Raw genomic sequence first — 12,139 nt, forward strand, 5'->3', positions numbered from 1 at the left:
TTACTGTACCTGGTGTGAAGATTTTAAAAGATCGGCTACAGTTTTCACCGGATTAAAGGTCTCTACCGGCACCTCTACAAAGATGGTATTCCAGTAGGCCATTCCACCGTTCCATAAGCCCGGAAGCTCTAAAGCCTTAAGCTCTTTCCCGTCTTTTGTTTTATTAGCAATGAAGCTGGTATCCTCATCAACGTACTTGTCGAGATCAAATTTGCCTCCGCGGTAATCTTTGGTAGAACATACTATATCTACAGGATTAAAGTGGGTAGCTTCATTAGCTATCTTGCTCTGCTGATAATTTTCGTGATCTATCTGTGCACTTTCTACAATTTGCAAAGAGATCTTACCATCCTTATGAGTTATCCAGAAAGGTCCTCCTCCCGGTTCCCCTTCATTTTTAACCATACCACAAACACGAATGGGCCTGTTGAGAAGGTTCTTTATTACTGAAGGTTTTTCTTCTGCAGTGAGATCGTCGAAATTTACGCTAAGGCCTGCATTTAATCCCTTCTGAAGAAATTCTGCCATCTCCTGAAGTTCATCTGCTGAGGCACCTTGCTCCAGCTGCTCAAGATATTTAAAAACCTTCTCCTGCAGCTGCAGTAACTTACCTCCCAACATTTTTTTATAGGAAGCAAGAAGTTCCCTGTTCTTTGGGATCACTACATTGTCAATGTTCTTTATAAAGATAAGGTCGGCCTCCTGGTCATTCAGGTTTTGGATGAGGGCACCATGGCCGCCGGGCCTAAAGAAGATCTCTCCATCCTCATCCCTAAAGGGTTCATTTTCTTTGGTAACCGCAACAGTATCAGTTTTTTGGTCCTGGTAAGAATAAGAAATCTCAAACCTATAGCCTGTTTCCCGTTCCAGGCAGGGCACCACTTCCCTGGCTTCCTCTTCAAATTTTTCCCTGTGCTCTTTAGCAACCGTAAAATGGATACGCACTTTCTTACCAGAAGCCGCGTAATCTATAGCCTCAACTAAATGTTCCTCAAAAGCTGTGGCAAGATGGTCATCATATTTATGGAATGGCACGAGACCTTTAGGTTGATCTCCAAGATCTAATCCATCCTCCTGCAGCATGTATTTTACAAACAAATACTGTTGACGGTCCTCTGGCATTTGTTCGTAACCCGGGGTAGCCTGGACAGCCCTTTTCTTTACCTCATCGTAAAAAGGAAGATCTTTTATGCGGTTAAAAAAGACTTCGAGGCTCTGCTCGTTCTTTTGATCTATATATTCATCCAAATTTTCATTTTCGGGATCAAATTCCTTCAGCAGATTGTAAAAAGCTTTAAACATTCGGGTGGCTGCGCCCGATGCCGGCACGAATTTGAGGAGATCAAGATCATCCTTTCTCGATTCGTAAAGTGCTGTAAGTTCGTTTTTCTTTTCTTCGGAAAATGAGAGGATTCCGTTTTTTACTGTAGCTGCCTCCCTGATGTTAACTACGATATTTCCTCTTTTAAAGATCTTAATTTGCTCTTCTACTTTTTCGGGAGAGATCCCTTTCTCCCTGAAGTGGGAGATGTCCTTTTCACTAAAGTCCAATGGTCTATTTTTTTAGTTGATCAATAATTTTTACCGCCATTTCCAGCCGCTGCTGCAAGTCACCTTCCAGGATGCGGTAGGGTAAATGGTTGTCATCAAGGGCTTTTTTAAATCTGGCGAACATTTCATCCCTGTCTTCAGGGCGGTCGCGAAGATCATCTTCAACCCAGGGAACATCAATATACGTTAAAAAATAGAGATCGTACTGTGCCTTTAACGCATGTTTAAGAAGGACTTGATCAACAAATTCGTTGTAATAGGCACGGCTGTAGACTACCAGTTCAAGCAGGTTGGTATCGCAAAAAAGATATTTACTGGCTTTAGCTTCCTTCAGGTTTTCAATGGCTATCTGGCCACGGGCTATAGGCAAAAGGTCATGAGGTTCGCAGGTCTCCTGCTGTTCATCCCACTTCTTTTGCAGGTATTCCCTCATATATTCGGGCACCCACTGCGTATTGTAATGTTTGGCCAGCATTTGGGCCAGAGTGGTTTTTCCTGTAGACTCGGGTCCAAACAGGACAATTTTTATGACATCACGTGACCGCCGCTGCTCAAGCTCTTCTTCCATGTTTTATATCCGTAAACTGCGATTATTGTGAACAAAAGGTACTGCAAACTGGTAAAAGTGAGCCCCTTGTAAAAATATAATGGCACAGAAATAATATCACCCACGATCCAGTAGATCCAGTTTTCGAGTTTTTTTCGTGCCATGAGCCACATACCTACAAAAAAGATGGCCGTGGTCACGGTGTCTACATAAGCGGTCCAGCTATTCCACTTGTCAAAATACTCGTAGATCCCAAAAGTAAAAGCCATGGTAGCAACAAAAATGATGAGGCTCCAAAAATGCTCTTTTTGAGTGGTGGTGGTGATGGGAATGTAATGCCGGGCATCTACCTTGCGCGTCCATACATACCAGCCGTAAATACTCATGGTAGAATAATATACGTTGATCATCATATCTCCCAGCAGCTCCCACTGCCACAGAAGGTAAACAAAGATGACGGTACTAATAATTCCGGTGGGGTAAACCAGGATATTCTCCTGCTTGGAATACCACACCGAAAGAAACCCGAACACCACCGCAATGAGTTCTAAAATTATGTAAAGCGTAGGATAATCTGAATACTGCTGAAAAAAGAAATCAAAAATCGGCTGCATAATCGCTTCTATTTCCCTTTACAAGTTTCATCGTAAGCAGTACATGATCTGAAGCCTGAAAAGTTTCCCTCACCTCTTCAGTCAGGAATTCCATCACCTTGTCGTAATCCCCGTAAATTTGGGTACTCAAAGGATTTTCCATTACAGTCAACCCCGAACTGCGAAGTTTCTTGATAAAGTCTTTAATGGGCGCTTCAAAATCATCCTGAAGCGGAGTAAGAGCAAGTTCTACTGAAATTTGCATGTTGATAGTTTTTGTCTTCTCAAAATTAGGAAGATTAAGACGTAAAACAGGCCTTTTTGAAAACTTTTGCTGCGACTGAAGAAAATCAGAGAAAAAAATACCCTTTTTCGAAGGCTGTGCCTATCACCACCATATTGGCCCCGGCACGGTAAGCAGCTTCAAGCTGTTCTTTAGTTCTTATGCCCCCGCCAACAATAACGGGCAATTGCACTGCTTCTTTTACTGCGGAAATTATTCCTGCTGCAACAGGAATATTTGCGCCGCTACCGGCTTCCAGGTAAATAAGACGTTTCCCCATATATTTTCCGGCCATGGCAGTGTCTACAATTTGTTGTACATCCTTCTGCGGAAGCGGCTGGGTTTTGCTGGCCCTTTGTACGGCAGTTTCCTTTCCGCCATCTATGAGCAGATAGGCCGTGGGAATGATTTCGAGCCTGGTTTTTGAAATAAGAGGCACAGATCTCACCTGCTGCCCAATCAGGTAGTCGGGGTTTCTTCCGGAGAGCAGGCTTAAAAAAAGGAGCGCATCGGCTTTACCTGAAATTTGCTGGTGGTCACCCGGAAAAAGTACTACCGGAAGATGGGTTTCGGCTTTAATGGCTTTTGTACATTCTTCTACTGCTTCAGGCGTACAGGTACTGCCCCCAATAAAAATATGGGTCGTCAAAAATGGCATTTCCCGAAGGAATTTTTGAGCAGTGCTGCAGTCGAATTTTTCAGGATCTATTAATACCGCCAGCATTTTTGTGCCGGCTTTTTCTGCAGTAATGATTTCCTCCAGCACCTTTGGCATTAAGAAACTTTTCGAAGAGTGTAGACACAGGTGAAACCTTCAAACTCGGTAAATTCAAATTCGTACCAGCTGGTTTGGCCGTTAAAAGTGATCTTCCCGGTGGTCTTCTGCTCATCAAAATCGAAATCGGTAATATTAATGTGCTGCAAAAAACTCACTTTTGGCTGGGCGTAGAGTTTGTACACAGCTTCTTTGGCGCCCCAAACAATAGTGAGCTTTCTAATAAGTGCATCGGTGTTTGCGAGGGTCCTGTACTCTTCTATAGGAGTGAATTTTGGTGCAATTAAGAGGATTTTTTCCCGCTGTTTCTCAATATCGATCCCAACTTCCCTGTCACTCACAATAATTCCGGAGAAATTAAAGGAATGAGTGATAGAAATATATTTGCCATCGCGCAGGTGGGGTTTCCCCGCTTCATCATAAAAGAGGTCGCTGTCTTCATAACCAGCTTCGGCAAGTAAATGCCGTACGCTCATAAAACCGCGGCGGTGAATATCACTTTTCATACCCTGCACCCTGTCGTTGCATAAAGGGGTGAGGGTTATGCCTTTACTTAACTCTTCAAAAGACTCTTCGATCTTCCAAATGAGCACATTAGTAGCTTTATTTATTGTTATTCTTTTGTAAAGGGGCATATATAACTCTTAGATATTCTGTATTTTTGCATTTCTGAATATGCTAAATCAAATATAATAATATGTCAACTAAAACAGAGCCTTATACCCAGTATAAAGTGAAAGATATTTCCCTGGCAGAATGGGGAAGAAAAGAGATAGAACTTGCCGAAGCCGAAATGCCGGGTCTTATGTCCCTGCGTGAGGAGTATGGAAAAGAGCAGCCTTTGAAGGGTGCGCGCATTGCCGGTTGCCTTCACATGACCATCCAGACTGCTGTGCTTATAGAGACTCTTGTAGCCCTTGGTGCCGAAGTAACCTGGAGTTCATGTAATATATTTTCAACACAAGACCAGGCTGCCGCTGCAATTGCCGCTGCCGGAATTCCCGTTTATGCCTGGAAAGGGATGAATGCTGAAGAATTTGACTGGTGTATCGAGCAAACGCTTTTCTTTGGAGAAGATCGCAAACCACTAAACATGATCCTTGATGATGGGGGTGACCTTACCAACATGGTACTAGACAAATACCCCGAACTTGCTGAAGGGATTAAAGGCCTTTCTGAAGAAACCACTACCGGAGTTCACAGGCTTTACGAGCGCATGAAGAACGGAACGCTTCCTATGCCCGCCATCAATGTGAACGACTCTGTAACCAAGTCAAAATTCGACAACAAGTACGGATGTAGAGAAAGTGCGGTAGATGCAATTCGTCGTGCTACAGATGTGATGCTTGCAGGTAAAAGAGTTGTGGTTTGTGGATATGGCGACGTTGGTAAAGGTACTGCTGCTTCTTTTAGAGGTGCAGGATCAATAGTTACCGTTACAGAGATTGATCCAATTTGTGCTCTGCAGGCTGCAATGGACGGATTTGAAGTAAAGAAACTTGAAACCGTACTGCCAAAAGCTGATATCGTTATTACCACCACCGGGAATAAAGACATCGTTCGTGCCGAGCATTTTAAGGCGATGAAAGATAAGACCATTGTTGCTAACATTGGACACTTTGACAATGAGATACAGGTAGCCTGGCTGAATGAAAACTACGGAAGCACAAAATCTGAGATCAAGCCACAGGTGGACAAATACACTATTGACGGGAAAGATATCATTCTTCTTGCTGAAGGTCGTCTTGTAAACCTTGGATGCGCTACAGGCCACCCAAGTTTTGTAATGAGTAACTCTTTTACAAACCAGACCCTGGCCCAGATCGAACTTTGGAAGAATACAGACCAGTACGAAAACAAAGTTTATATGCTTCCGAAGCATTTAGATGAGAAAGTAGCTGCCCTTCACCTTGAAAAGATTGGTGTGGAACTCACAGAACTTTCTGAAGAACAAGCCAAATATATTGGAGTAACTGTTGAAGGTCCGTTTAAACCGGAGTATTATAGATATTAGTATTGAGATATGAGATATTAGACGGAAAATCTTGAATCCCCAGGATTATCCCTTATTCATTACTCATTATACCTTTAAAAAATCCTCTTCAAAAATGTCATTTTTGGAGGGGATTTTTTTTTAACCCCTCATGAACATGTTGATGAAGAAGGCTGCGAAAATGACACAAATGAGGGCTATGACCAGCCACAACCAGAATTTTGACATAGACACCGCACTTTCTTTTGAAGCAGAACCATCTAAAAATCCGTTTTCCCTGAGAAGGGCTTCAGCCCTTTTCTTATCATTGTCATGAACTTCTATTCTTACTCCCAATGCGAAATTGGTGTTTGCAGCCTCATCAAAAATCCTGTACCTCACATTATTTTGCTCAAAAATATTCTTAAGCAGGATGATCTGGTTTTGTGCTGAAGTCTCAAAAATGGCAGAATAGCTCATAATTTCCTTATTGGTATAAGTTTTTATTCCACATTCATAAACATGAGGATAGCCACAGCTACTATGATAATGATGAATGCGGCGAGAAAGATGAAGATCCATCTCCTGCCAGCCATCCTTCTCCTAACCGGAGCATGTGCCTGACTGGCGGTAAGAAAGCCTGTTTGATCGAGCAATTCCCTTGCTTTACCCTTGTCATCTTCAGTAACCTGCACTCTTTTTACTTCTCCTTTTTCATCTGCTTCGGTGACCCGATAATCGATCCCTTCTTCGCTATACACCCTTTTCAGGACTGCAACTTCATTTTCGTCTTTTGTAGAGTAAATTGTGAAGTACTTCATGCTCCTGAATTTTATGGTTTCCTATAAAGATAAAAAAAACCCTCCTGAATAAATTCAGAAGGGTTACAATATCTTAAAAATTAAGATCTTAAGCCTGGAACGGTTCTATAGAAACGTAAGACTTATTGTCTTTCTTTTTAGTAAATTTTACAATACCATCAACTCTGGCATGTAAAGTATGGTCTTTTCCGGCATACACATTCTCACCTGGATTGTGCGCAGTACCTCTTTGTCTAACGATGATGTTCCCAGCAATGGCAGCCTGTCCTCCAAAGATCTTCACACCTAAGCGTTTCGATTCAGATTCCCTACCGTTCTTGGAACTACCAACTCCTTTTTTGTGAGCCATTTCTTTTTACTTTTTACTGTTAAACGTTTAGCTTAAAGCAGCTATCAATTCGGCTTTTTTCATTGAAGAATATCCTTCAACTCCTTTTTCTTTAGCCATTTCACGAAGTTCGGCAACTGTGTTGTTGCTAAGGTCGTTATTGGAAGCTTTATCTTCTTTAGTTGATTTTGCTTCTTCTTTCTTAGCTGAAGTTGCTTTTTTACCGTTTACAGAAATTCCTTCAATAGAAATTTCGGTAAGAGCCTGGCGGTGTCCATTCTTTACACGGTAACCTTTTCTTCTTTTCTTTTTGAAGACAATTACCTTGTCTCCTTTTAGGTGCCTGGTGATTTTAGCATCAACCAAAGCTCCTTCTATAGCTGGGGCGCCTAAAGTGATGTTGTCACCGTCACCTGTAAGAAGAACTTTATCGAAAGAAACACTGTCTCCTTCTTCTCCTGCAAGCCTGTGAACAAATACCTTCTGGTCTTTTGCAACTTTAAATTGCTGCCCTGCTATCTCTACAATTGCGTACATAGCGTCTTTAATTAAGGGTTTACGTTCTCGCCCTGAGATTTTTCAAGGCGGGTGCAAATATACTCCTAATTAATTAATTTGCAAAGGCTTTATTTAATATGTATGTTTCTTACCCTCAGAGGTATTCCATGAAGGTTTGTACAGCTGCATAATGGCAAGGGTTACCACCAGAGAAGTAGCAAAGCCCATAAGTGCAACGGTGAACACCAGCATTCCTATATTCACAAACCAATCGGTTTCCCACATGGTGATAAGTTCTTCAGAAAAACTGGGGTTAAGTTCACTTGTGTAGACAGCGAAAAAAGCGGTAAAAATAACTGTTGCCACAAAGCCGGCCGTAAGACCTGCCATAAAGCCTTTTTGATATTTAAATTTTCCCAGCTTTTTATCCCGGTACTTTTTTATGGCTAGAAAGATTCCCCCTCCTGTAATGACCATGTTAAAAACACTGTAAGCGGGGTTCTGGTGTAAATCCAAGAGGGACAACAACAAGAAATAGCCTATTAATGCAATAGCGATATAAATTCCATATATCAATGGAACAGATGATCTTTTCATGAGTTGGGTTTTGTGATTTTTATAAATTTCCAAAAAATAAGAGGAAATATGCCTTAAGAGCTTGTTAATTTAGAATTTTCTGTACATTTCAACCCTAAGCATGAAGAATTTGTGTAACAAATTCCCACTTCATATTACTTATAAACTGTATTTAATAAAAACCATACTATAATGATCAACAAACTTAAGTTAGCTGCCCTTGGCCTTTTCCTTGGAGTAACGGGAACGGCTCAGGAAGTTGAATTCATCGAGTACACTCTCGATAACGGTCTTGATGTGATATTGCACAAAGACAACTCGGCACCGGTAGTCACTACCTCAGTAATGTACCACGTAGGCGCCAAAGATGAAAATCCTGAAAGAACCGGTTTTGCACACTTTTTTGAACACCTTCTTTTTGAAGGCACCAAAAATATCCCAAAAGGGGAATGGTTCAAAATTGTTAGCTCAAATGGAGGGTCAAACAACGCGAATACCTCCGATGACCGCACTTACTATTATGAAATATTCCCTTCTAACCAGCTGGAGCTGGGACTTTGGATGGAATCTGAAAGAATGATGCACCCGGTAATTAACCAACAGGGAGTAGATACCCAGAACGAAGTAGTGAAAGAAGAAAAAAGACTTAGGGTAGATAATGCACCTTACGGAAACATTCTTGCTGCAGTAAAGGAAAACCTTTATGAAAAACACCCTTACCGCTGGGCTACAATAGGCTCTATGGATCATCTTGATGCTGCTACTCTTGAAGAGTTTCGCGCATTCAATGAAAAATTCTATGTGCCTAACAATGCTACTCTTGTAGTTGCAGGGGATATAGAGATCGAAAAGACCAAAGAAATGATCAAAGACTATTTTGGTCCTATTGAAAAGGGAGAGCCTGTAGTAAAGGAAAGTTTTGTTGAAGAACCCATTACCCAGGAAATCGAAGCCAAATATCACGATCCAAACATCCAGATCCCGGCTATTGTACTTGCCTGGAGAACGCCTTCTATGAAAGAGCGCGATGCTTATGTACTCGATATGATCTCTTCTGTCCTTTCTGATGGAAAGTCTTCCCGCCTTTACAAAAAACTGGTAGACGATCAAAAACAAGCCCTCCAAATAGGAGCCTTCAACATTGCTCAGGAAGATTACGGGCAGTATGTTGTTTTTGGTCTTCCTCTTGGAGAAACTAAACTTGATACTCTTGTTGCTGAAGTTGATGAAGAAATTGAAAAACTTCAGACAGAATTGATCAGCCAGAGAGAATATGAAAAACTTCAGAATAAATTTGAGAACAGATATGTGAACTCAAACAGCAGTGTAGCAGGAATTGCCAGCTCCCTGGCCACTTACCAGCAACTTTATGGAAATACCGATCTTATTAATGAGGAGATAGACATCTATAGATCTATTACCCGTGAAGAAATTAGAGACGTAGCCAAAAAGTACCTCAACGAGAATCAAAGATTGAAATTGGAATACCTTCCGAAGGAATCTGAACAATAAAATTTAATCACAAGATGAAGAACAAAATATTAGCCTTAGCAGTATTATTCCTTGCTACAACAGGGATTCAGGCTCAACAAATTGACAGAAGTCAACAACCCAAAGCAGGGCCTGCACCAGAGATCAACCTGGGCACACCTGAAACTTTTACTCTAAAAAATGGATTAAAAGTACTGGTTGTTGAAAACCATAAATTGCCACGTGTCTCTATGACCCTCACTATGGATAACCCTCCACATGCTGAAGGAGACAAAGCAGGAGTTTCTGAACTCATGGGGTCTGTACTGGGAGAAGGAACAAAAGATATCCCGAAAGACAAATTTAATGAGGAAATAGACTACCTGGGAGCAAGCGTGAATTTCTTTTCACGTGGCGCTTCAGCCAATACGCTTTCAAAATACTTCCCAAGAGTATTGGAGTTGATGAGCAAAGGAGCCCTTAACCCGAACTTTACACAGGAACAATTTGAAACTGAAAAAGAAAGAGCTCTTGAAAACATAAAAGCTTCAGAAAAAGATGTGGCTTCAAATGCCCGCAGAATTAGTTCTGCCCTTAGCTACGGAAAAAACCACCCTTACGGAGAGTTCTCTACCAAAGAATCTATTGAAGCTTTGACTCTTGCAGATATCCAGAACTACTACAAGAACTATTATGTACCACAAAATGCTTACCTGGTAGTAATTGGAGATGTAAAGACTCCTGAAGTTAAAAAGCTTGTTGAAAAGAACTTTGGCAGCTGGAAGAAAAGCGAACTTCCAAAAAACACCCTGCAGGATGTGAAAAACGTTCCTGAAACTCAGGTGAACTTTGTCGATTTTCCAAATGCAGTTCAAAGTGAAGTGCAGGTAACCAATACCATCCAGCTACAAAAAGGAGATCCGGACTATTTCCCTGTCCTTATCGCCAATAAGATTCTTGGTGGCGGTGGAGAAGCCAGGCTTTTCCTTAACCTTAGAGAAGACAAAGGCTACACTTATGGAGCATACTCCAGCACGGGAGATGACAAATATGTGGCTCGTTTTGTTGCCAGCGCAAGTGTGCGTAATGCAGTAACCGATTCTGCCGTTGTTGCTTTTCTTGATGAATTACATAGAATAAGAAACGAAAAAGTTTCTGCTGAAGAATTGGAAAACGCTAAGGCAAAATACACCGGAGACTTTGTTCTTGCTCTTGAGAGACCATCTACAATAGCCCAGTACGCCTTAAACATCGAAACAGATCACCTTCCGCAGGATTTCTACCAGACATACCTAAAAAAGATAAACGCTGTAACCGCTGAAGATATCCAGAGAGTAGCTAAAAAATACTACCTGGCAGACAATGCAAGGATCGTAGTTGTTGGTAAAGGAAGTGAAGTAGCCGAACCTCTTGAAAACCTTACTTACAATGGACAGGATATTCCTGTAAAGTATTTTGACAAGTATGCCAACGTCATCGAAAAACCAGACTACAATAAAAAGGTAGATCCGTCAATGACAGCTGCAAAAGTATTTGATAAATACATCCAGGCCGTTGGTGGAAAAGATGCCGTTAATGATATTGAATCTGTTTACATGATCGCACAAGCAGAAATTCAAGGGCAAAAAATGGATCTTGAGACAAAAGTTACTTCTTCCGGAAAATCATCTACTGTGATCTCTATGGGAGGAAATGTTGTGCAAAAACAGATATTTAATGGAGCTACAGGTTTTGTTGCTGCGCAGGGACAAAAGATACCTTACACCGAAGAGCAGGTAGTTGCCGCAAAAGCTGAAGCCCACCCCTTCCCTGAAATGATTGCCGAAAATGCCACTTTAGAAGGGATAGAAGACGTAGATGGACAAGAAGCCTATGCAGTTAAAATGGATGAAACCACCACTAACTACTACAGTAAAGACAGCGGATTAAAGGTCAAGCAAGTGAAAACCATGAAGCAGGGGCCACAAACCATGACTATTCCTATCACCTATAGTGATTACAGGGAAGTAGAAGGGGTCAAATTTCCTTTTCAGCTATCTCAAACCATGGGAGCAATGACTCTTACCTTCCAGGTGAGTGATGTTAAAGTTAATGAAGACGTGACTGACGCAGACTTTGAATAAAAAACAAGATAAATTCAAACCTAAAGAGGCTGTCTGAAAAGGCAGCCTCTTTTTTGTATAAAAAGTTATAGCTGCTTATTTTTAGGCTATGAGCAGAAAAGTAGTTTTTAAGACTTATCATCAAAATCAATTAAGTCTTATTCCCCCCAGCTATGATGATCTGGTTCCAAAGAATCACCCTGTCCGGATTGTCAATACCATTGTAGATCATTTAGACATTAGTACCCTTGAGAAGAGCTATAAAGGAGGAGGTACCTCGAGCTATCACCCGCGGATGCTTCTTAAGGTAGTGATCTATTCTTACCTTCGGAATATTTATTCCTCGAGAAAAATTGAACAGGCCCTGCAAGAGAATGTTCATTTTATGTGGCTTAGCGGACAGAGCAAGCCCGATCACAATACCATCAATGACTTTAGGGGCAAAAGATTAAAGGGGAAGTTCAAGAACATCTTTAACCAGGTAGTCGGGTTATTGGCAGAACAGGGAGTTTTATCTCTTAAAGAACTCTACGTGGACGGTACTAAGATAGAGGCCAACGCCAACCGCTACACCTTTGTGTGGGGCAAATCCATTAAGACCAGTAAGGAGCGAATCAGAAAAC

Annotated in this window: 15 protein-coding genes; 4 read left to right on the forward strand and 11 right to left on the reverse strand. The window is 41.5% G+C overall.

Annotated elements, in window-relative coordinates; all coding sequences use genetic code 11:
* From OQ279_RS16460 to OQ279_RS16485, 6 genes are all read right to left on the reverse strand, one after another.
* The gene (locus OQ279_RS16460; protein ID WP_266071150.1) at positions 1–1,551 is read right to left on the reverse strand and encodes a DUF4301 family protein; all 1,551 of its coding nucleotides are present in this window, start codon (positions 1,549–1,551) and stop codon (positions 1–3) included.
* A gap of 4 nt (positions 1,552–1,555) precedes the next feature.
* A complete protein-coding gene (locus OQ279_RS16465) occupies positions 1,556–2,119 on the reverse strand; it encodes an AAA family ATPase (protein WP_266071151.1) in 564 nt (187 codons plus the stop codon).
* Positions 2,077–2,712 carry a nicotinamide riboside transporter PnuC gene (pnuC, locus tag OQ279_RS16470; RefSeq protein ID WP_266071152.1) on the reverse strand — a complete coding sequence of 212 codons (636 nt, stop codon included), beginning with the start codon at positions 2,710–2,712 and terminating at the stop codon, positions 2,077–2,079. Before pnuC ends, OQ279_RS16465 begins: the two co-directional genes overlap by 43 nt.
* Positions 2,696–2,956 (reverse strand): YkoF family thiamine/hydroxymethylpyrimidine-binding protein, encoded by a 261-nt coding sequence (locus OQ279_RS16475; protein WP_266071154.1) that lies wholly within the window; start codon positions 2,954–2,956, stop codon positions 2,696–2,698. Before OQ279_RS16475 ends, pnuC begins: the two co-directional genes overlap by 17 nt.
* Positions 2,957–3,041: 85 nt before the next feature.
* Positions 3,042–3,749 carry a phosphoglycerol geranylgeranyltransferase gene (locus OQ279_RS16480; protein ID WP_266071155.1) on the reverse strand — a complete coding sequence of 236 codons (708 nt, stop codon included), beginning with the start codon at positions 3,747–3,749 and terminating at the stop codon, positions 3,042–3,044.
* Complete coding sequence (locus OQ279_RS16485; RefSeq protein ID WP_266071156.1) at positions 3,749–4,384, reverse strand: 4'-phosphopantetheinyl transferase family protein; 636 nt, start codon at positions 4,382–4,384, stop codon at positions 3,749–3,751. The genes OQ279_RS16480 and OQ279_RS16485 overlap by 1 nt, the downstream gene beginning before the upstream one ends.
* A 62-nt stretch (positions 4,385–4,446) precedes the next feature.
* Here OQ279_RS16485 and ahcY point away from each other — a divergent pair, with 62 nt between their 5' ends.
* Positions 4,447–5,763 carry an adenosylhomocysteinase gene (gene ahcY, locus OQ279_RS16490; protein ID WP_266071157.1) on the forward strand — a complete coding sequence of 439 codons (1,317 nt, stop codon included), beginning with the start codon at positions 4,447–4,449 and terminating at the stop codon, positions 5,761–5,763.
* A gap of 120 nt (positions 5,764–5,883) precedes the next feature.
* Here ahcY and OQ279_RS16495 read toward each other — a convergent pair whose 3' ends face one another.
* From OQ279_RS16495 to OQ279_RS16515, 5 genes are all read right to left on the reverse strand, one after another.
* Positions 5,884–6,201 (reverse strand): putative signal transducing protein, encoded by a 318-nt coding sequence (locus OQ279_RS16495; RefSeq protein WP_266071159.1) that lies wholly within the window; start codon positions 6,199–6,201, stop codon positions 5,884–5,886.
* A gap of 23 nt (positions 6,202–6,224) precedes the next feature.
* Positions 6,225–6,542 (reverse strand): hypothetical protein, encoded by a 318-nt coding sequence (locus OQ279_RS16500; RefSeq protein WP_266071160.1) that lies wholly within the window; start codon positions 6,540–6,542, stop codon positions 6,225–6,227.
* A gap of 88 nt (positions 6,543–6,630) precedes the next feature.
* On the reverse strand, positions 6,631–6,891 hold the full coding sequence (gene rpmA / locus OQ279_RS16505; protein ID WP_029033996.1) for a 50S ribosomal protein L27: 261 nt from the start codon (positions 6,889–6,891) through the stop codon (positions 6,631–6,633).
* A gap of 27 nt (positions 6,892–6,918) precedes the next feature.
* The gene (gene rplU, locus OQ279_RS16510) at positions 6,919–7,407 is read right to left on the reverse strand and encodes a 50S ribosomal protein L21 (RefSeq protein WP_266071161.1); all 489 of its coding nucleotides are present in this window, start codon (positions 7,405–7,407) and stop codon (positions 6,919–6,921) included.
* A 93-nt stretch (positions 7,408–7,500) separates the two neighbouring features.
* Positions 7,501–7,965, reverse strand: coding sequence for a DUF4199 domain-containing protein (locus OQ279_RS16515; RefSeq protein WP_266071162.1), 465 nt, complete (start codon positions 7,963–7,965; stop codon positions 7,501–7,503).
* A 171-nt stretch (positions 7,966–8,136) separates the two neighbouring features.
* Between OQ279_RS16515 and OQ279_RS16520 the strand changes: the two genes are divergently transcribed.
* The 3 genes from OQ279_RS16520 to OQ279_RS16530 form a co-directional block, all read left to right on the forward strand.
* Positions 8,137–9,456: a M16 family metallopeptidase gene (locus tag OQ279_RS16520; protein ID WP_266071163.1), complete on the forward strand. Its 1,320-nt coding sequence runs from the start codon at positions 8,137–8,139 to the stop codon at positions 9,454–9,456.
* A gap of 14 nt (positions 9,457–9,470) precedes the next feature.
* Positions 9,471–11,537 carry a M16 family metallopeptidase gene (locus OQ279_RS16525; protein WP_266071164.1) on the forward strand — a complete coding sequence of 689 codons (2,067 nt, stop codon included), beginning with the start codon at positions 9,471–9,473 and terminating at the stop codon, positions 11,535–11,537.
* Between the two features lie 88 nt (positions 11,538–11,625).
* Positions 11,626–12,139: transposase (locus OQ279_RS16530; RefSeq protein WP_266071165.1), on the forward strand; the 514-nt coding region annotated here is incomplete at its 3' end.

Origin of the sequence: Salinimicrobium profundisediminis (genome assembly GCF_026241755.1) — a bacterium.
GTDB lineage: Bacteria > Bacteroidota > Bacteroidia > Flavobacteriales > Flavobacteriaceae > Salinimicrobium > Salinimicrobium profundisediminis.

Excerpts from the sequence above, each read along its gene's own strand:
- OQ279_RS16500 (WP_266071160.1), bottom strand. The coding sequence starts at position 6,542 with ATGAAGTACTTCACAATTTACTCTACAAAAGACGAAAATGAAGTTGCA.
- OQ279_RS16465 (WP_266071151.1), bottom strand. The coding sequence starts at position 2,119 with ATGGAAGAAGAGCTTGAGCAGCGGCGGTCACGTGATGTCATAAAAATT.
- OQ279_RS16480 (WP_266071155.1), bottom strand. The coding sequence starts at position 3,749 with ATGCCAAAGGTGCTGGAGGAAATCATTACTGCAGAAAAAGCCGGCACA.
- OQ279_RS16525 (WP_266071164.1), top strand. The coding sequence starts at position 9,471 with ATGAAGAACAAAATATTAGCCTTAGCAGTATTATTCCTTGCTACAACA.
- OQ279_RS16485 (WP_266071156.1), bottom strand. The coding sequence starts at position 4,384 with ATGCCCCTTTACAAAAGAATAACAATAAATAAAGCTACTAATGTGCTC.
- OQ279_RS16475 (WP_266071154.1), bottom strand. The coding sequence starts at position 2,956 with ATGCAAATTTCAGTAGAACTTGCTCTTACTCCGCTTCAGGATGATTTT.
- pnuC (WP_266071152.1), bottom strand. The coding sequence starts at position 2,712 with ATGCAGCCGATTTTTGATTTCTTTTTTCAGCAGTATTCAGATTATCCT.
- OQ279_RS16495 (WP_266071159.1), bottom strand. The coding sequence starts at position 6,201 with ATGAGCTATTCTGCCATTTTTGAGACTTCAGCACAAAACCAGATCATC.
- OQ279_RS16520 (WP_266071163.1), top strand. The coding sequence starts at position 8,137 with ATGATCAACAAACTTAAGTTAGCTGCCCTTGGCCTTTTCCTTGGAGTA.
- rplU (WP_266071161.1), bottom strand. The coding sequence starts at position 7,407 with ATGTACGCAATTGTAGAGATAGCAGGGCAGCAATTTAAAGTTGCAAAA.
- OQ279_RS16515 (WP_266071162.1), bottom strand. The coding sequence starts at position 7,965 with ATGAAAAGATCATCTGTTCCATTGATATATGGAATTTATATCGCTATT.
- rpmA (WP_029033996.1), bottom strand. The coding sequence starts at position 6,891 with ATGGCTCACAAAAAAGGAGTTGGTAGTTCCAAGAACGGTAGGGAATCT.
- ahcY (WP_266071157.1), top strand. The coding sequence starts at position 4,447 with ATGTCAACTAAAACAGAGCCTTATACCCAGTATAAAGTGAAAGATATT.